Source organism: Rhodococcus sp. BP-241, assembly GCF_019836145.1.
Lineage (GTDB): Bacteria > Actinomycetota > Actinomycetes > Mycobacteriales > Mycobacteriaceae > Rhodococcoides.
The window spans coordinates 29,492-48,561 of record NZ_JABUEI010000001.1; the positions used below are offsets into that span (position 1 = coordinate 29,492).

Annotated in this window: 16 protein-coding genes and 1 riboswitch; of the genes, 10 read left to right on the forward strand and 6 right to left on the reverse strand. The window is 69.7% G+C overall.

All coding sequences use genetic code 11. The features are described 5' to 3' along the window. Nucleotides 1-10: 10 nt before the first annotated feature. The 9 genes from HQ308_RS00155 to gcvP all read left to right on the forward strand — a co-directional run bounded on the left by HQ308_RS00155 (nt 11) and on the right by gcvP (nt 9,173). Nucleotides 11-1,315 carry a GAF domain-containing protein gene (locus HQ308_RS00155; RefSeq protein ID WP_222637492.1) on the forward strand — a complete coding sequence of 435 codons (1,305 nt, stop codon included), beginning with the start codon at nt 11-13 and terminating at the stop codon, nt 1,313-1,315. Nucleotides 1,316-1,334: 19 nt separating this feature from the next. Next, nucleotides 1,335-1,943: a CoA pyrophosphatase gene (locus HQ308_RS00160; protein ID WP_222645170.1), complete on the forward strand. Its 609-nt coding sequence runs from the start codon at nt 1,335-1,337 to the stop codon at nt 1,941-1,943. Nucleotides 1,944-1,989: 46 nt separating this feature from the next. Beyond that, complete coding sequence (locus HQ308_RS00165) at nt 1,990-2,610, forward strand: CDP-alcohol phosphatidyltransferase family protein (RefSeq protein ID WP_051613241.1); 621 nt, start codon at nt 1,990-1,992, stop codon at nt 2,608-2,610. A gap of 109 nt (nt 2,611-2,719) precedes the next feature. Continuing rightward, the gene (gene gcvH, locus HQ308_RS00170) at nt 2,720-3,124 is read left to right on the forward strand and encodes a glycine cleavage system protein GcvH (RefSeq protein WP_027505442.1); all 405 of its coding nucleotides are present in this window, start codon (nt 2,720-2,722) and stop codon (nt 3,122-3,124) included. A gap of 185 nt (nt 3,125-3,309) precedes the next feature. Beyond that, on the forward strand, nt 3,310-3,810 hold the full coding sequence (garA, locus tag HQ308_RS00175) for a glycogen accumulation regulator GarA (RefSeq protein ID WP_027505441.1): 501 nt from the start codon (nt 3,310-3,312) through the stop codon (nt 3,808-3,810). Beyond that, the gene (locus HQ308_RS00180; RefSeq protein ID WP_027505440.1) at nt 3,810-4,553 is read left to right on the forward strand and encodes a MerR family transcriptional regulator; all 744 of its coding nucleotides are present in this window, start codon (nt 3,810-3,812) and stop codon (nt 4,551-4,553) included. The genes garA and HQ308_RS00180 overlap by 1 nt, the downstream gene beginning before the upstream one ends. A gap of 124 nt (nt 4,554-4,677) precedes the next feature. Then, nucleotides 4,678-5,151: a bifunctional nuclease family protein gene (locus tag HQ308_RS00185; protein WP_027505439.1), complete on the forward strand. Its 474-nt coding sequence runs from the start codon at nt 4,678-4,680 to the stop codon at nt 5,149-5,151. 234 nt (nt 5,152-5,385) lie between these two features. Then, a complete protein-coding gene (locus tag HQ308_RS00190; protein WP_027505438.1) occupies nt 5,386-5,988 on the forward strand; it encodes a MerR family transcriptional regulator in 603 nt (200 codons plus the stop codon). 36 nt (nt 5,989-6,024) lie between these two features. Further along, nucleotides 6,025-6,143: riboswitch (glycine riboswitch) on the forward strand. A 168-nt stretch (nt 6,144-6,311) separates the two neighbouring features. After that, nucleotides 6,312-9,173 carry an aminomethyl-transferring glycine dehydrogenase gene (gcvP, locus tag HQ308_RS00195; RefSeq protein ID WP_222637494.1) on the forward strand — a complete coding sequence of 954 codons (2,862 nt, stop codon included), beginning with the start codon at nt 6,312-6,314 and terminating at the stop codon, nt 9,171-9,173. Between the two features lie 18 nt (nt 9,174-9,191). Here gcvP and HQ308_RS00200 read toward each other — a convergent pair whose 3' ends face one another. Genes HQ308_RS00200 through HQ308_RS00210 form a run of 3 tightly spaced genes read right to left on the reverse strand, consistent with a single transcriptional unit; the run spans nt 9,192 to nt 14,367 of the window. Further along, nucleotides 9,192-10,334, reverse strand: a complete 1,143-nt coding sequence (locus tag HQ308_RS00200) for a metallophosphoesterase (RefSeq protein ID WP_222645171.1) — start codon at nt 10,332-10,334, stop codon at nt 9,192-9,194. Nucleotides 10,335-10,365: 31 nt separating this feature from the next. Beyond that, the gene (locus HQ308_RS00205) at nt 10,366-12,144 is read right to left on the reverse strand and encodes a VWA domain-containing protein (protein ID WP_222645172.1); all 1,779 of its coding nucleotides are present in this window, start codon (nt 12,142-12,144) and stop codon (nt 10,366-10,368) included. Between the two features lie 42 nt (nt 12,145-12,186). Then, nucleotides 12,187-14,367 (reverse strand): malate synthase G, encoded by a 2,181-nt coding sequence (locus HQ308_RS00210; protein ID WP_222645173.1) that lies wholly within the window; start codon nt 14,365-14,367, stop codon nt 12,187-12,189. Nucleotides 14,368-14,519: 152 nt separating this feature from the next. Here HQ308_RS00210 and HQ308_RS00215 point away from each other — a divergent pair, with 152 nt between their 5' ends. Next, on the forward strand, nt 14,520-15,395 hold the full coding sequence (locus tag HQ308_RS00215) for an aldo/keto reductase (RefSeq protein ID WP_222645174.1): 876 nt from the start codon (nt 14,520-14,522) through the stop codon (nt 15,393-15,395). A 9-nt stretch (nt 15,396-15,404) separates the two neighbouring features. Here the strand turns inward: HQ308_RS00215 and HQ308_RS00220 are convergent, their stop codons facing one another. From HQ308_RS00220 to HQ308_RS00230, 3 genes are read right to left on the reverse strand one after another with little or no spacing between them, the layout of a single operon-like run. After that, nucleotides 15,405-16,298, reverse strand: a complete 894-nt coding sequence (locus HQ308_RS00220) for a 3-methyladenine DNA glycosylase (protein WP_374198514.1) — start codon at nt 16,296-16,298, stop codon at nt 15,405-15,407. Further along, nucleotides 16,295-17,383, reverse strand: coding sequence for a hemolysin family protein (locus HQ308_RS00225; protein WP_222645175.1), 1,089 nt, complete (start codon nt 17,381-17,383; stop codon nt 16,295-16,297). The genes HQ308_RS00220 and HQ308_RS00225 overlap by 4 nt, the downstream gene beginning before the upstream one ends. Further along, the gene (locus HQ308_RS00230; protein WP_222645176.1) at nt 17,376-18,773 is read right to left on the reverse strand and encodes a hemolysin family protein; all 1,398 of its coding nucleotides are present in this window, start codon (nt 18,771-18,773) and stop codon (nt 17,376-17,378) included. Before HQ308_RS00230 ends, HQ308_RS00225 begins: the two co-directional genes overlap by 8 nt. Between the last annotated feature and the right edge of the window lie 297 nt (nt 18,774-19,070).

Below are 19,070 nucleotides of genomic sequence, written 5' to 3' on the forward strand. Positions count from 1 at the left end.
ATCGGTGTCGATGACTCGAACCTCCGAACCCGAGCCCGCCGTCGCGGCAGGTGAGGACCCACGTCGGTACGCACAGCTGCTGTCCGCCGTGTACGACGCGACCATGTCGGGTGCCCGCGCGCCCGCTCGCCCCCGCGACGTCATCGGTGACTCGTGGCAGCGCGTGATGAACCTGGGTGTCGATCCGGAGAACCGCGGACCCGCCGATGCTGTCGACGCCGCGGCACTCGAGCAGATGCGTCGGGACTCGGGGCTCGTGGAGATCCTGCCGGAGTTGACCGGGAGCCTGCGTTCGGTTCTGCAGGACTCCGACAACCTACTGGTGGTCGCGGACCGGCTCGGGCGGGTGCTGTGGCGCAGCGGGGCACCCTCGGTGCTCGACCGCGCCGATCGGCTCGGCTTCGTCGAGGGGGCCGACTGGGCCGAGGACAGTGTGGGAACCAACGCCATCGGCACGGCACTGGTCTCGCGCTCGGCGGTGCAGATCTTCTCCGCCGAGCACTTCGTGCGCACTCACCACGCGTGGACCTGCGCGAGCAGTCCCATCAAGGATCCGCGTACCGGCCGGGTGCTGGGCCTCGTCGACGTCAGCGGACCTGCGAGTTCGGTGCACCCGACCACGCTGGCGCTGATCGATGCCGTGTCTCGACTCGCCGAAGCTCAACTGCGTGAACAGCATCGACGCACGCTCGACAATCTGCGCTCGGTGGCGGCGCCGATGCTGGCTCGGTCGGAGACGCCCGCGCTGGCCGTCGACGGGCACGGGTGGGTCGCGGCGGTGGCGTCGGTCCCGGTGCGCAATCGGGTGCTGCTCCCCGACGAGGTGGCGCCGGGCCGACTGTGGGTACCGACGCTCGGCGTGTGCGATCTGGAGCCGCTGCCCGGTGGCTGGATGGTGCGACCGGCGTCCTCGCAACGCGACGGAGTGGTCGACGGGGAGTCGACGCCGACGAACATCCGCATCGACGTGTCCGACCCCTCGCGCACCGTGGTCGAGGTGTCGAGTCCCTTCGGAACCTGGTCCCACGAGCCGACACCTCGGCACGCGGAGATCCTCTTCCTGCTCGCCGCGAGGAGAGACGGGCGCACGGCGGCAGAACTTGCGACGGAACTGTTCGGCGACAACGGCCGTGCCATCACGGTCCGGGCCGAGATGTCACGGCTGCGCAAGGCCTTCGCCGGCGTGGTGCTCGCGCAGCCGTACCGGATCGACGAGTCCGCTGTCGTGGAGCTGGCCCTTCCGGCGGATCGCTCGCGCATCCTGCCGTACTCGGCGGCGCCGGCCGTGCGCGCGCTGCGCGCACCGGCCCGGTGAGCCTGGCTAGTGTCGCCTGATGGACACGCGCCTCGAACGTGCAGAGATCGTGCGGACGCTGGACGGTTTCGAGAGTCGGCTCATCGAGGGCGGTGACGAACGGCGGGCATCGGTCGTGGTGGCCGTCGGCGGGGAGCCCGGCGATCGGCACGTGCTGCTGACGAAGCGGCCCTCCCGGATGCGCGCGCATCCGGGCCAGTTCGCGTTGCCCGGCGGGCGTGTCGACGACGGCGAGAAACCGGTCGAGGCCGCCCTGCGCGAACTCGACGAGGAGGTCGGCATCCGAGTCGGCCCGGACTCCGTGCTCGGGACGCTCGACGACTATCGGACCCGCTCCGGCTATGTCATCCGTCCGTTCGTGGTGTGGATCGCGGACTGGACCGGGGACGCGGTGCCCAATCCGGACGAGGTGGAGTTCCTGTACCGCGTCACCGCGGACGAGCTCGACGTCGACGCCCGGTTCGTGTCGATCGCCGAGTCGCCGCGACCGGTGGTGCAGTGGCCTTTTCGCTCGAGCCTGGTGCACGCGCCCACGGGCGCGGTGGTGCACCAGTTCCGCGAGGTGGTGCTCGGTGGGCGGCACACCCGCGTGCACGACTACGAGCAGCCGGTCTTCGCCTGGCGGTAGCGGCTCGTCGGGTCCGGACGGCGCGCCCGTGTGGAAAGCTCGGGGAATGACCGATCCGGCGTCCGACAGCCCTCGCGACGTGGTCGCCGGTGTCGTCGGCGATCGCATCCTGACGGTGCCCAATGCTCTGAGTGTCGTTCGTCTGCTCGGGGTGCCGGTGTTCCTGTGGTTGTTGCTGGGGGAGCAGGCGTACGGCTGGGCGCTGCTGCTGCTTCTGCTCAGCGGGGCCACGGACTGGTTGGACGGCAAGCTCGCCCGGCTGCTCGACCAGTCGTCGGCCCTGGGCGCTCTGCTGGATCCGTTCGTCGATCGCCTGTACGTCGTCACCACACTCGTGGGGTTCGCCCTCGCGGGCATCCTCCCGTGGTGGGTGGCCGTGGTCCTGATCGCGCGGGACGGCATCCTCGCACTCACCCTGCTGCTCTACCGGCGGCGGGGACTCGCTCCACCCGAGGTGATCTACCTCGGCAAGGCCGCGACGTTCGTCCTGATGAGCGCCCTGCCGTTCCTCCTCGCCGCGCGGGTGGACTGGGTCGGCGCCGACGTGATCGCGGTTCCCGCGCAGGCCCTGCTGGTGTGGGGGACCGCGCTGTACCTCTACACGGGCGCGCTGTACCTCGGCCTGGCGCTCGGTCCGGTCCGACGCCTCCCGCTCGCCGCACGATGAGCCGGGGAGCGCCCGCCTTGCGGAGGCGGAAAGCTCGCCAATACGCTCAGCGCGAGTGCGGTTCTCCTCGTCCGCACCGCGACAACGCCTGCGAAAGGACCCGGTTCACGTGAGCCAGACCGATATCCCCACCGAGTTGCGGTACACGGCCGAGCACGAATGGGTCCAGCGGACCGGCCCCACCACCGTGCGCGTGGGCGTCACCGACTACGCACAGTCGCAGCTCGGCGACGTCGTCTTCGTTCAGCTGCCCACCGAGGACGATGCGGTGTCGGCCGGTGAGTCGCTCGGCGAGGTGGAGTCCACCAAGAGCGTCTCCGACATCTACGCCCCGCTGTCGGCCAAAGTGGTTGCAGTGAACGGTGAACTGGACGGCGACCCCGAACTGGTGAACAGCGATCCGTACGGCGCCGGCTGGCTCGTGGACCTGTCCGTCGACTCCGAGAGCGATCTCGACGACGCTCTCGAGGCGATGATGGACGCCGAGGGGTACGCGTCGATCACGACCACGTAACAGCCGTGCCCGGCGGGCGGGCAAGCACGCCCGGGCGACGGTGTGTGCAAGGTACGGTCGGTAAGGTCCTCACGTGGTTCGGCGGCACCCCGGTCGGGGAACCGCGGAACCGTCAGACAAGCGTGACAAGAGAATGTGCTGAATCGCCTCGTGGGTGAGGGGCGATCAGATCGAGGAGGAGAAACGTGAGCGATAACGGCAACGACGGCGTCTACGGAGAGTCCCCCGCGGAGACCACCTCGGTCTTCCGAGCGGACTTTCTGAACGAGATCGATTCCGCAGCGGCGCCCCAGGGCTCCTCCGACGCACCGGTCTCCGGGGTCGAGGGTCTGCCCGTCGGTTCCGCCCTGCTCGTCGTCAAGCGGGGCCCCAACGCGGGCTCTCGCTTCCTGCTGGACCAGCCCACGACGTCCGCGGGACGCCACCCGGACAGCGACATCTTCCTCGACGACGTCACCGTGAGCCGTCGCCACGCGGAGTTCCGTCAGGACGACGAGGACTTCCAGGTCGTCGACGTCGGCAGCCTCAACGGCACCTACGTCAACCGTGAGCCCGTCGACTCCGCCGTTCTGGCGAACGGCGACGAGGTGCAGATCGGCAAGTTCCGCCTCGTGTTCCTGACCGGTCCGAAGGGTCAGTCCGCAGGCGGCCAGCTCGGCGAGACGTCTGCCGGCGCAGGTAGCTGATGACGGCAGTCGGGCAGCAGTCCGGTGGCGGCATGTCGATCGGGTCCGTACTCGATCGACTGCGCCCGGACTTCCCCGACGTCACCATTTCGAAGATCCGTTTTCTCGAGGCCGAGGGACTGATCTCCCCGGAACGAACGGCGTCGGGTTACCGGAGATTCTCCGTCGAGGACTGCGAGCGCCTGCGCTACGTCCTCACGGCGCAGCGTGATCACTACCTCCCGCTGAAGGTCATCAAGGAGCAGTTGGACGCGCTGGATAACGGCATCCGTTCCGTGGGTCCCGACGGTGTCGCCGCGGCGCCGAAGGGGCCACGTGTGCTGGCTCTGGCGCCCGGAAGTGTCTCGCCCACCGAGTTTCTCGGGGAGCGGCGCGTCCGGATGAGTCGTGCCGACCTGCTCGAGCGTGCGGGCGTGGACGAGCCGTTCCTGCTCGAACTGCAGAAGAGCGGCCTCGTCTCGGCGGGTCCGGCCGGCTTCTACGACGAGGAAGCCGTGGTGCTCGTGCGCACCGCGTGGGCGATGGCGCAGTACGGACTCGAGGTGCGGCATCTGCGCGCGTTCAAGCTCGCCGCGGACCGCGAGGCGAACCTGCTGGCTCAGGTCGCCGGGCCGGTGGCGCTGGGCCGTGACGCGGGCGCGCGAGACCGCGCCGAGGAGCTCGTCCGAGAGCTGGCCGCGTTGTCGCTGTCGCTGCACACGTCATTGGTCAAGTCCGCGGTGCACGGGATACTGGACAAGTAGTCCCGAGGGCGTGCGTCGGCCGCTCGCACGGCCGGTCGTCGGCGCCGCGGGTCAATACACTGGAGAGCACGTCCGCCCCGTCGAGTGCGCGGGCGACGAGTCACAGCAGCTGGGAGGCGGCGCGATGGGCGAGATGCGCGTGATCGGTATCCGGGTGGAGCAGCCACAGAATCAGCCTGTTCTGCTGTTGCGGGAGTCGGACGGCGAACGGTACCTGCCGATCTGGATCGGCCAGACGGAAGCCACGGCGATCGCACTGGAGCAGCAGGGCGTGCAACCGCCGCGTCCGCTGACCCACGATCTCATCGGTGACATCGTCACGGCCCTCGGGCGATCCCTGAAGGAAGTCCGCATCGTCGATCTCCAGGAGGGCACCTTCTACGCCGACCTGGTCTTCGACCAGGACGTGCGTGTCTCGGCACGCCCGTCGGACTCGGTCGCCATCGCCCTGCGAGCCGGCGTGCCGATCTTCGCGGAGGAGCCCGTTCTGGCCGAAGCCGGTCTGGTCATGCCCGACGAGCGCGAGGACGAGGTGGAGAAGTTCAAGGAATTCCTGGACACCATCTCGCCGGACGACTTCAAGGCGACCGACGGTTAGATAACGATCGAGTCTCACCCTTGAGTTGAGGTTGAGGCTTACCGCGTGGCGCGTTGCCTCACGGCTCCGCGGTCCATAGCGTTCGGGTCGATGAAGGACGTGCCGCTCACCGCGGTGAGGGCGTATTCTCGACCTCGCCGAGCGTCACGGATGTCATCGTCGTTCTCACCGCGCGTACCGCACAGGTCCGCGGACGAGGACTCCAGGCGGACCATCCGAGAGGGAGAGAAACACGTGGCAGATCAGCCGCAGGAGCCGGAGCAGATGAGCCTGCTGGCATCGAACGACGTGGACGAGGTGCAACCCGGTCTCTTCCCCGACGATTCGGTTCCGGACGAGTTGGTCGGCTACCGCGTCCCCAGTGCGTGCCAGATCGCCGGCATCACCTATCGGCAGCTGGACTACTGGGCCCGCACCGGCCTCGTGGTGCCGTCCATCCGCGGCGCGGCAGGATCCGGCAGCCAGCGGCTGTACTCCTTCAAGGACATCCTGGTCCTCAAGATCGTCAAGCGACTGCTCGACACCGGCATCTCGCTCCAGAACATCCGCGTCGCCGTCGACCACCTCCGTCGTCGTGGCGTGGCGGATCTGGCCCGCATCACGCTGTTCTCGGACGGCACCACCGTCTACGAGTGCACGTCCGCCGAAGAGGTCGTCGACCTGCTGCAGGGCGGACAGGGCGTCTTCGGGATCGCGGTCAGCGGAGCCATGCGTGAACTGACCGGTGCCATCGCCGACTTCCCCGCCGAGCGTGCCGACGGCGGCGAGAGCCAGCCGACGCCCGAGGACGAGCTCGCCTCCCGCCGCAAGAATCGCGCGAGCCGCAAGACCGGCTGACCCGCCGGCGCGCACTCCCATATACTGAGGGAGCGTCGACGCCGCACGGGAGAGCTTCGCCGGGACACGGTCCGTCACAGGACCGAGCCCGACGAGCGCCGAAGGAGCAGCACCTCTCCGTCAATCTCTCAGGCACCCGGGACCGTGCGGGCTCCGACGCCTCTGGAAAGTGGTGGAATCGTCCACCCGCCCACGGGGAAAGGCGCCGTACACGGCGGCCGAATCTCTCAGGCGCCCGGTGGTCTCGGGCATCACGACAGAGGGAGAGGGGCGTCCCTCCCTGCGTGTGGGGCGTGCACCTCGCCACCACCACGGGAGATCACGTGACCGCCGAACCCCGCTCGACCTCCGGACTCCGTACCTTCGTCGACCGCCACATCGGGCCCGACGCGGAGCAGACCGCGCGACTTCTCGACGTCATCGGTGTGGCGAGCCTGGACGATCTCGCTGCCGCCGCGGTTCCCGCCGACATCCTCGACGCGGCCGTCGACGGCATCGCGGACGGCCTGGACGCTCTGCCCGCGCCGGTCTCCGAGCACGAGGCACTCGCCGAACTGGCCGCGCTGGCCGCGAGCAACACCGTCGCGACGTCCATGATCGGCCAGGGTTACAGCGCCACGCTCACCCCGCCCGTCCTGGTGCGCAACATCCTCGAGAACCCGGCCTGGTACACCGCGTACACGCCGTACCAGCCCGAGATCAGCCAGGGCCGACTCGAGGCACTGCTCAACTTCCAGACCATGGTGTCCGACCTGACGGGTATGGACATCGCCAACTCCTCGATGCTCGACGAGGGCACCGCCGCGGCGGAGGCCATGACGCTGCTGCGCCGAGCCGGCAAGTCGAAGTCGGCCCGCCTGGTCCTCGACACCGACCTGTTCCCGCAGACCCGCGCCGTCATCGCGACGCGCGCGGAGCCGCTCGGCATCGAGCTCGTCGACGCCGACCTCGCGGCGGGCCTGCCCGAGGGCGAGTTCTTCGGTGTCGTGTCGCAGACGCCGGGAGCATCGGGCCGCATCGTCGACCTCACGTCGGTGATCGCCGAGGCGCACGATCGGGGCGCCCTCGTGGCCGTCGGCGCGGACCTCCTCGCCGCCACTCTCGTCACCTCGCCCGGCGAGCAGGGGGCCGACGCGTGCTTCGGCACGTCGCAGCGGTTCGGCGTCCCGATGGGCTTCGGTGGACCCCATGCGGGATACCTGGCCGTGCGCACCTCCCACGCTCGTCAGTTGCCGGGCCGACTCGTCGGCGTCTCCGTCGACGCCGACGGATCGCCCGCCTACCGCCTGGCTCTGCAGACACGTGAGCAGCACATCCGCCGCGAGAAGGCGACGTCCAACATCTGCACCGCGCAGGTGCTCCTCGCCGTCGTCGCCGCGATGTACGCGAGCTACCACGGTGCCGACGGGCTCACCGCCATCGCGCGTCGCGTCGCCGGCCACGCGGCCTCGCTGGGTGCCGCGCTGCGCGCCGGTGGCGTCACCGTGGTGCACGAGAACTACTTCGACACCGTCCTCGCCCGCGTACCCGGCCGCGCGGCCGAGGTGGTCGCCGCCGCGAAGACGACCGCCGCGATCAACCTCCGCTTCGTCGACGACGACCACGTCGGCATCTCCTGCGACGAGGCCACGATCGACGCTCATGTGAAGGCCGTGCTGCAGGCCTTCGGTGTCGAGCCGGCCTCCGGCTCCGCGCCGATCGCCGTTCCCGACGCCCTCTCCCGTACGTCGGAGTTCCTGACGCACCCGGCGTTCACGCGGTACCGCACCGAGACCGCCATGCTCCGGTACCTCCGCGCGCTGTCCGACAAGGACATCGCCCTCGACCGCAGCATGATCCCGTTGGGCTCGTGCACCATGAAGCTCAACGCCACCGCGGAGATGGAGCCCATCACGTGGCCGGGCTTCAACGCCCTGCACCCCTTCGCGCCCGCGGACGATGCTCCCGGCATGGCGCGCATCATCAACGACCTCGAGAAGTGGCTCGTCGCGGTCACCGGCTACGACGCGGTGTCCCTCCAGCCGAACGCGGGCAGCCAGGGCGAGTACGCAGGCCTGCTGGCGATCCGCAACTATCACCGCAGCCGCGGGGACGACGCACGCACCATCTGCCTCATCCCGTCCAGTGCCCACGGCACCAACGCGGCGTCCGCCGTGATGGCCGGGATGAAGGTCGTGGTGGTGGCGTGCCGCACCAACGGTGACGTGGACGTCGACGACCTGCGCGCCAAGGTGGCCGAGCACGCCGAGTCGCTGGCCGCCATCATGATCACCTACCCCTCGACCCACGGCGTCTACGAACACGAGATCGGCGACATCTGCGCCGCGGTGCACGACGCGGGTGGCCAGGTGTACGTCGACGGCGCGAACCTCAACGCTCTGGTCGGCGTGGCGCGCCCCGGTCGCTTCGGCGGCGACGTCAGCCACCTGAACCTGCACAAGACGTTCTGCATCCCGCACGGCGGCGGCGGCCCCGGCGTCGGTCCGATCGGCGTCCGCTCCCACCTCGCGCAGTTCCTGCCCGGACACCCGTTCGTGGAGGGTCTCGGTGAGACCGGTGCGATCTCGGCCGCACCGTACGGTTCGGCGTCCATCCTGCCGATCACGTGGGCCTACATCCGCATGATGGGTGCCGCCGGTCTACGGCGCGCGACCCTCACCGCGATCGCGTCGGCGAACTACATCGCCCGCCGACTCGACGAGTACTTCCCGGTGCTCTACACCGGCGATCGCTCGATGGTCGCGCACGAGTGCATCCTCGATCTGCGGCCCATCACCAAGCGCACCGGGGTGACGGTCGACGATGTCGCGAAGCGGTTGGCGGACTACGGTTTCCACGCACCGACGATGAGCTTCCCGGTGTCGGGCACCCTCATGATCGAGCCGACCGAGAGCGAGAATCTCGACGAGATCGACGCCTTCGTCGACGCCATGATCGCCATCCGCGCGGAGATCGAACGAGTGGCGTCAGGGGAGTGGACCGTGGACGACAACCCGCTCCGGGGCGCGCCGCACACGGCGCACTGCCTCGTCACGGACTGGACGCACCCGTACTCGCGCGAGGAGGCCGTCTACCCGGCCGGCACCTCGCGCGCCAAGGTGTGGCCGTCGGTGCGGCGGATCGACGGCGCACACGGCGATCGCAACCTCGTGTGCTCCTGCCCGCCGATCGAGGCCTTCGCCTGACCCACTGACGCGATGTGATCAGCGCGCCGTCCGGAGCTCCAGCAGAGAGATCTCGGGCGGCGCGCCGATGCGTACCGGGGGACCCCAGGCGCCGGCGCCGCGGGTGGTGTACAGCGTGGTGTCGCCGATGGTGTCGAGGCCCTGGACCGAGGGCTGTTGCAGCGGTACGAGATACACGATCGGCCAGATCTGTCCGCCGTGAGTGTGGCCGGAGACCTGCATGTCCACACCGAGATCGGACGCCTGCGTCGCCTGCTTGGGCTGGTGCGCCGAGAGCAGCTGGAAACGGGCCGGGTCGGTGCCCTCGAGGGCTGCCGCCAGATCCGGCTCGTACGGTTCCGGCGCCGTGAGGTCCTCGATGCCGACCAGGTCGATCGTGTCGACGCCGCGGGTGAGCGGGACCGTCTCGTTGCGCAGGACCCGCAGTCCCAGCGAGTCGTACAGGTCGAGCCACGCGCCGCCGTCGCCCGCGTAGAACTCGTGGTTGCCGCTGGTGACCACGACACCCAGCGGCGCCGACAGTTCGCTCAGCGGAGCCAGCGCCGGGCCCACGAGGTCCACGGTTCCGTCGACGAGGTCCCCGGCGATGATGACGAGATCCGGCTTCTCGGCCATGAGGGTGTCGACGACCCCCTGCACGAACGCCTCGCCGCGCGCCGGGCCGACGTGCAGGTCGGACACGAGTCCCACCCGCACACCGTCGAACGACGCGGGCAGTGCTGCGAGTTCGACTGTCGTCCGGGTCACCTTCGGGGTGGCGGCCGCGACGACTCCGTACGCGACGGCCACCACGGTGCCGAGGACGAGAACGGCGGTGGCGGGACGCACGAAGGTGCGCCGTGCGGACACCCCGTCGCGGTGGGCGACACGCGCTCCGATCCGCACCACCAGGGCGCCCACGGCGATCAGCAGGGAACCGAGGCAGAGGTACAGGAGTGCGGCGAGCCAGGTCAGACCCGGGTACGCGACGTAGCGGGCCCACGAGGGATCCAGTACCTCACCGCTGCCGATCCCGACCACCGCGGCGGCCCAGAACACCACGAGAACGGCATCTGCGGCGAGGCGCGCGGCGCCGGTGAGTCCGGTGGCCACCACCAGACGGCGGTGCAGGACGAACGTCACGATCGCCAGGAGCACGGCGAACGTCAGCATGCGAATCACGGGGAAGCCCTTCGGCATTCGGTGGAGATCGTCACCGGTCGGAGGACAATCGGTCGAGCGTGGCGGTGAGTGAGGGGTCGGAGGAGGACACCTCGACGAGGTCGCCTCCGGTCTGGCCCGCGAGGCTGCGCAGCGTCGCGATGTCCGAGTTCTGGGTCAGCGACACCACGTCGATGCGGACCGGACGCGCAGGGTCCGTCGCGGCGGCGATCGACTGGAGGAAGGACGCGGCGGAGATCGAGGTGTCGTCGTTCGGGCCGTCGGTGACGAGAAGAACCGAGTTGGTCCCGTCGCCCGACCAGTTCTGCACCGCCGATTCGTAGGCCGCCTGCGCGGAGGCGTAGGTCGAGGTGGCGGTGGCGGGAGACAGACCGGCGAGAGAGCTGTCCAGTGCGGCGCGGGACTCGGAGTTCGCCTCCGTGAGCGGAACCTCCACCCGGTACGGCCGTGATCCGTCCAGTGCCCGGCTGTACGTCCACAGGCCGATTCGGCTGGTGTCGGGAACCGCGCCGATCACCTGACGCAGGGCGGACGTCACGTTGGTCAGGCGCGTGGCGGACCCGTCGATCGACTCCATCGATCCCGACACGTCGAGCAGGACGGTGGTGCTCGACGGGCGGGTGGGTGACGCGAGGGTGTCGAGCACCGCCGTGCGCGCCGCCGGCTCGGGCGACGCGGCGGGCTGACCGATCGCCGGGAACGTCAGTCCCGCCACCGACGGAGGTGTCGCCTCGGTGGTTCCGTCGGCGGTGGGAACGCGGAATCCCTGTCGCAGGAACGCCTGCTGCTGATCGGCTCCGCGGGCGAACTCCGCGAACGCGGCCGCAGCCGCGCGTCCGGTCGCATCACCGTCCGAGAGCACCACTGCAGGATGGTCGGCGCTCGGCGTCGAACCGGCCGGGCGGAAGGCGGCCAGCTGCTGGCCCTCCGTGATCCGGCCGTACAACTGCTGTTCGGTGACCGGGACGGCGTGGACCGGGGCGGCCGCGGGGTCGTCGCCCTGCACCATCGCATCGAGAGCGGCCGCAGCATCGGCGGGCGGTGTGGGAGTCGCGTCCGTCGCCGCGCGGGAGAGCGCGGAGACCGCCGACACGACGGGCGCGGACGCAGCCTGATCGGCGGTCAGCGACGCGGTGGAGGCGGTGGGATCGACGACCGCCGCAGCCACCGACACCAGAGCCGCGGTGGTGGTCGACCCCGCCGGCAGTGCCGGTCGCAGGGATCCCCAGCCCACGGCGCCGATGGCGTCGAGCGACCCGGGGGTGGCGGCGAGACGAGGTAGGTCGGCCCACCCCACGGCAGCCGCTCCCAGGGTGTCGGCGAGCGTCGGCGCGACGCCGAGGACGACAGGACTGGTGGCGAGAGACCGGGGGGTGCTGTCGACCCGCCGCGCGTCGATCAGCGGCGCCGCATCCGCCGAAGTCGCCGGGATCCACAGCGACGGACGAGGACCGGCCGCCGCGTCGGACGGATCGGCCGCGAGGGCCGCTGCCGCGACGTCCGACGCCGTCTCGGTCACCGTCGTGGTGACGCAGTGATCGCGCACCACCGGCGCCGTGGCGTCCCACGCCGCGGCGACCGTACGCACGGCGTCGGCGATGTCGGGATCGGCCGTGACGGCCAGCACGGCGTCACCCTCCACACAGGCCTTCGCGGCCTGCTCACCCTCGTCGGTGATGCGATCGCGCAGGGCGAACCAGCCCAGGACGGCCGCGACGAGCAGCACGAGAACGACGACGACCACGACGGGTCCGCGGCTCACACCGCGACGACCACCCGACGTGGACGCGGTGCGACGATGCTCTCCCACCCTCGGGACCCGTCCTCTCTCCTGCTGCTCCCGGCCTCCCCGTCAGGATGACTGGTTCGCTGCCTTGTACTCGCGACGGCGCGCGTGGAGGATCGGCTCCGTGTACCCGTTCGGCTGCCGGGTTCCCTCGAGGATGAGGTCCTTGGCGGCGTTGAAGGCGATGTTGGAATCCGAGTTCTCGGCGAGCGGTCGGTAGGTCGGGTCGCCGGCGTTCTGCCGATCGACCACCGGCGCCATGCGCGTCAGCGAGGCGACGACGTCCTGCTCGGTCACGACGCCGTGACGGACCCAGTTGGCCAGCAACTGGCTCGAGATGCGCAGCGTCGCACGGTCCTCCATGAGCGCGACGTCCTCGATGTCCGGAACCTTGGAGCAGCCGACGCCGTGGTCGATCCACCGGACGACGTATCCCAGGATCGACTGGCAGTTGTTGTCGAGCTCACGCTGCTTGTCCTCGTCGCTCCAGGAGGTGTCGGCGGCCAGTGGGATCTCGAGGATGTCGTCGACCGTGGCGCGGCGAGCCTTCGCGATCTCCTCCTGGCGGGCGAAGACGTCGACCTGGTGGTAATGGGTGGCGTGCAGCGTGGCCGCGGTGGGCGACGGGACCCACGCGGTGTTCGCACCCGCGCGCGGGTGACCGATCTTCTGCTCGAGCATGTCGTGCATGAGATCGGGCATCGCCCACATTCCCTTGCCGATCTGCGCCTTGCCCTCGAGGCCCGCCGCGAGACCGGTGTCGACGTTCCAGTCCTCGTAGGCGGCGATCCACTTCTGCTTCTTCATCTCGGCCTTGCGCACGACGGCTCCGGCCTCCATGGAGGTGTGGATCTCGTCGCCGGTCCGGTCGAGGAAGCCGGTGTTGATGAACACGACGCGTTCCTTCGCCGCGAGGATGCAGGCCGCGAGGTTGACCGTCGTGCGACGCTCCTCGTCCATGATGCCGACCTTGAGGGTGTTGCGGGGGAGGCCCACGACGTCCTCGACCCGCGCGAACAGCTCGTTCGTGAAGGCGACCTCGTCGGGACCGTGCATCTTGGGCTTCACGATGTAGAGCGAGCCGGTGCGGCTGTTGCTCAGCGCGACGTCGTCTCGCAGGCTGTGCTTGCCCGTCAGGGACGTCATGACGGCATCGAGAATGCCTTCGGGGATCTCGTTGCCGTCCTTGTCGAGGATCGCATCGGTGGTCATCAGGTGCCCGACGTTGCGGACGAACAGAAGCGACCGGCCGTGCAGCACGAGTTCGGAGCCGTCCAGAGCGGTGTAGACGCGATCCGGATTCATGGTGCGGGTGAAAGTCTTCCCGTTCTTCGACACCTCCTCGGCGAGATCGCCGCGCATCAGACCGAGCCAGTTGTGGTAGCCGAGCACCTTGTCGTCGGCGTCCACGGCGGCGACGGAGTCCTCGAAGTCCATGATCGCGGTGACCGCGGACTCGAGCAGCACGTCCTTCACGCCCGCGGCATCGGTGCTGCCGATGGGACTCTCGGCGTCGATCTGCAGTTCGAAGTGCAAGCCGTTGTGGACGAACAGGATGCCGGTCGGTGCGGACGGCTCACCCGTGTAGCCGAGCAGCGAGTCCGGTGACGCGAGACCGACGGTGTCGCCGGAGGACAGGGTGACCGCCAGGGCGGACCCGTCGACGACGTACGACGTGGCGTCCGCGTGCGAGCCGGACGTCAGCGGCACCGCGTCGTCGAGGAACGTGCGAGCCCACGCGATGACCTTGTCGCCGCGCACCTTGTTGTAGCTGGTGCCCTTCTCCGCGCCGCCGTCCTCGGAGATGGCGTCGGTGCCGTAGAGCGCGTCGTACAGCGAGCCCCACCGGGCGTTGGAGGCGTTGATGGCGAAGCGTGCGTTGAGGACGGGGACGACCAGCTGCGGGCCGGCCGTCGTGGTGATCTCGGTGTCGACGCCCTCGGTCGTGATCGCGAACGCGGCGGGCTCGTCCTGCAGGTACCCGATCTCCTTCAGGAACGCCTTGTACTGCGCGCGGTCGTAGCCGGCTCCGGGGTGCTCGGAGTGCCAGGCGTCGAGCTTGCCCTGGATCTCGTCGCGGGCCTCGAGGAGCGCCCGGTTACGGGGCGCGAGATCCTCGAGGAGGGACTGCACACCCGCCCAGAACGCATCCTGATCCACACCCGTGCTGGGCAGAGCCTGCTTCTCCACGAACTCGTGCAGCACTGCCGCCACCTGCAGATCGCCGACCTGGACGCGTTCCGTCATCACAGCCCCTCACTTGACTCTCGCCTGTCGCGGCGTCGTGCCGCGCTGGATCGCCCCGATGTTACCCAGTGGTAGTGCGGAGCCCACCGGTGGTGGCGCGCGGGACGATCACGAGCAGGAATACCTGCGACCCCCACGGCGTCGTACTCGCCATGACGACATCGACGACTTCCCGCCCCGCCGACGCGAGCGGCACCTTCCTGCTCGGTGGAGACCTCGAGATCACCCGGCTTGGTTACGGCACCATGCAGCTGCCCGGAGAAGGCGTCTGGGGGCCGCCGCGTGACCGCGACGAGGCGATCCGCGTGCTGCGGCGATCGGTGGAGCTGGGCGTGACCTTCTTCGACACCGCAGACAGCTACGGCCCCGAGGTGGCCGAGGACCTGCTCGCCGAGGCGCTGCGTCCCTACGCCGACGACATCGTGATCGCGACCAAGGCCGGGCTCACCCGGCAGGGCCCCGGGCAGTGGACCCCGGTCGGTCGTCCCGCATACCTCCGCCAGCAAGCCGAGTTGTCGCTGCGCCGTCTCGGTGTGGACCGCATCGACCTGTTCCAGCTGCACCGCATCGACCCGGACGTCGCGCTCGAAGATCAGGTCGGCGAACTGAAGGCGCTGCAGGACGAGGGCAAGATCCGGCACATCGGCCTCAGCCAGGTGTCCGTCGAGGAGGTGACACAGGCGCAGAGGATCGCTCCGATCGTGTCCGTCCAGAACCTCTTCAACCTCACGGACCGCTCCTCCGAGGAGCTCCTCGACTGGTCGACCGAGCAGAACATCGGCTTCATCCCGTGGTTCCCGCTCGCCACCGGAAAGCTCACCGGCGAGGGCAGCCCGCTGACCGAGCTGGCCCAGCGGCACGGCGTCTCCGCGTCGCAGCTCGCCCTCGCGTGGCTGTTGCGTCGATCCCCGGTGATAATGCCGATTCCCGGAACGTCGTCGGTGTCCCACCTCGAGGACAACGTCGCCGCCGCGAGCATCGAGCTCAGCGACGAGGAGTTCGCCGAACTCTCGGCCGTGGGCGTCTGACCCGAACCGTCAGCGCAGATCGGCGAGCAGGCCGCCGATCGCGACTCGCAGAGCGGCGCCTCGTTCCGCGATCGCCGACTGGGCGCGCACGTACTCGGCGCGCCCGGTCGGGGTCTCGACACGCACGGGGGAGTAGCCGTACTCCGTGAGGTCGTACGGGCTCGCCCGCATGTCCAGTTCGCGCGCCGTCATCGACAGCGCGAAGCAGTCGAGCAGCAGTTCGGACGGCAGCAGCGGTCCGAGCTTCGCCACCCACTTGTACAGATCCATCGAGGCGTGCAGGCAGCCCGGCTGTTCCGTCAGGAGCCGGTGCTCCGGCGTCAGCTCGAGCGTGTTCCGCGGGACCGCGTCCGGGGTGAAGAAACGGAACGCGTCGTAGTGGGTGCAGCGCAACGGCATTGACTCCACCACCGCGTCGGTGCCGTCGTGACCGAGGCGCAGCGGCACGTCGTGACGCAGAGCCTCGTCCCCGCCGCGGTAGACCATCGCCCACTCGTGCAGACCGAAGCAGCCCAGCTGCGCCGGGCGGGTGGCCGTCCGGCCGATCAGGGTGCTCACGAACTCGATCGCGGACGACCGCCGGTCGAGGAACTCGGACGACACCGTCACGCCGGGTCGCCCGCCCACGGCGACGTCCACGTACCCGGAGCGTCCGCGGTAGTCCTCGATGCCCGCCCCGGTCAGTACCGAGCCGTGACCGGGGTGCCACCGGCGCAGATGGCCCGGCTTGAGGCTGTAGTAGGTGAAGAGGAAGTCGAGCACCGGATGCGGCTCGCCGACCGCGCGCCGCTCCAGGTAGGCACCGATCATCTCGTCCACCCGCTCGCCGTGAGCGTGCCGCCGAGGATGCCACGCGTCTGGTCCGAGAACGACGAGATCGGTGTCCGACACGACGGACGTCACGGCGCGTCGGGTCCGGGGACGACGTCCTCCACGAGGTGGGTGCCGTCGCGCACCGTGCCGACGAACTCCTCGACGAGGTCCTCGAGAGCGACGATGCCGATGGTGCCCTTGCCTGTCTCCACCACGGCGCCGAGGTGACTGCGGCGGCGGCGGAGACCTGCCAACGCCTCGTCGAGAGGGGTGCGCGCGTCGATGATCGGCAGAAGGCGGACGTCCGAGCGCGGGATGATGGTCCCCGAGTCGGCCAGCGGGTCCGCCATCAGATCGAGGACGTCCTTGATGTGGAGATACCCGATCATGCCGTCGGTCTCGTCGCGGACCGGGTACCGCGAGAAACCGGTCTCGCGGACGGCCTCCTCGATCGCACCCAGCGTGGGTCCCTTCGGTCCGCAGACCACCGTGCGGGCCTTGTCCAGCGGGATGAGGACCTCCCGCACGGTGCGACCCGACGTCTCGAGAGCCTGTGTCAGCCGGCGGTGCTCCTCCTCGTCGATGAGTCCCTCCGAGCGGGACTCGCCGATCATGTCGGAGAGCTGGTCCGCCGACACCGACGAGTCCAGCTCGTCCTTCGGCTCGACGCGCAACAACCGCAGTGTGCCGTTGGCGCACAGGTTGTAGAACGAGATCAGCGGCTTCGCGACACGTAACCACCACAGATGCACGGGCACCAGCAACATCGCCGTCGCTTCCGGTCCGGCGATCGCGATGTTCTTCGGCACCATCTCGCCGATGAGGATGTGCAGGATCACCACGATGCCCAGGGCGAGGGCGAACCCGATGGGGTGCAGCAGGGAGTCGGGTACGCCGAGCAGCTCGAACGGACGCTCGATCAGGTGGGCCACGGCGGGTTCCGCCACGCGCCCGAGCAGGATCGAGCAGATGGTGATGCCGAGCTGCGCGGCCGCGAGCATCATCGACAGGTTCTGACCGGCCTCGATGACCGTCTGAGCCCGTTTCTTGCCCTGCACCACCAGACTCTCGAGGCGGTCGCGGCGTGCCGAGATCAGAGAGAACTCGGCACCGACGAAGAAGGCGTTGAGGAGAAGGAGGACGACCGCGAGGCCGACGGCGAGAAGGTCACCCATCGAGGGCCTCCCGGTCGTGCTCGCGGACGGTCTCGGCGCGCAGCCGGGCGATCTCGTCCTCCGCGGCCGGGCGTACGAGGATCCGGTCGATCCGGCGCCCGTCCATCGCGTCCACGCGCGCGACCCAGCCGCCCTCGTCGGACTCGAGGTCTCCGCTCGGGGGCGGCAGGATGACCTGGTCGCCGGCGTCGGGGATGCGTTCGAACTGTGTCAGCACCAGGCCACCGAGGGTGTCGTACTCGCCCTCGGGTGCCGCGTACCCGGTGAACTCGGTGACCTCGTCGATGCGCAGGAGTCCGGAGCAGAGCCACCCGTCGGCGACGCGTTGGACGTCGACCTCGCGGGTGTCGTGCTCGTCGCGGACGTCGCCGACGATCTCCTCGATGAGGTCCTCCATGGTGACGATGCCCGCGGTGCCGCCGTACTCGTCCACCACGATGGCGACCTGCATGCCGTCGGCGCGCACCCGTTCCATGACGGTGTCGCCGTCCAGGCTCGAGGGGACGTTGGGAACACGCTGCGCGAGGGAGCTGACCGTCGTTCCGGCGCGGCGCTCGGCGGGCACGGTGAACGCGTGCTTGATGTGGACGACGCCCACGGTGTCGTCGAGGTCACCGTTGACGACGGGGAACCGGGAGAACCCGGTGCGGGCCGCGGTGTCGATGAGGTCGGCGACCGTGTCGTCCGCGGCGAGGGTCTCGATCTTCACGCGGGGGGTCATCAACTCCTCCGCCGTGCGCTCGCCGAACTGCAGCGAGCGGTCGACGAGGAGAGCGGTGCGCTGGTCGATGGAGCCGTGTTCCGCGGAGGAGCGCACCAGCGACCCGAGTTCCTGGGGCGAGCGCGCCGAACGCAGTTCCTCCGCGGGCTCGACGCCGAGGCGGCGGACCACCCAGTTCGCGGAACCGTTGAGACCGTTGATGGCCCAGCGGAAGACGAGGGAGAACCCTGCCTGCAGGCCGGCCGTCGCCCGCGCCACCTTCATCGGATTGGAGATGGCCATGTTCTTGGGCACCAGCTCGCCGAACACCATCGACGCCGAGGTGGCGATGACGAGCGCCAGCACCAGTGACACGGCGCCGGCGAGCGAGTCGGACGCACCGAGTGCCGTGGCGGCGGGGGTGATGAACCGCGCCAGCACCGGTTCGGCGATGTAGCCGGTGATCAGTGTGGTGATGGTGATGCCGAGCTGCGCACCGGAGAGCTGGAACGACAGCGTCCTGTGCGCGTGCTGGACCTGGCGGGAGCGCATGTCACCGTCGCGGGCCGCCGCGTCGACGGTGCTGCGTTCGAGTGCGGTGAGGGAGAACTCCGCGGCGACGAAGATCGCCGTTCCCGCCGTCAGCGCGACGAAGCCCACGAGGGACAGGATCGGAACGAGAACGGTCACGAGGGACACACCTCGCTGCGACTCGAGGTGGTCGTCGGGGAAGCGCCGGGTGAGCCCGGCGACCTAGAGGAGCCCTCCGGAGAGAGACCGCCGGACGACTCCCCGTCGGGGGAGGGGCGGTCTCGGGACGGTCGGTCCGGGGACGGAGTGCCGGACCCGGGGGTCGGCGTCGTCGTGGGTGCCTCGGGCACCGGTGTCCTTCCTGTCGTGTGGCGTTCGCGTGGAGGCGACGCCTGCGCCGCAGAATCGGCGCGTGTCACAGCAGTACCCGCTCGGGGGCGCCGCTATCGCACACAT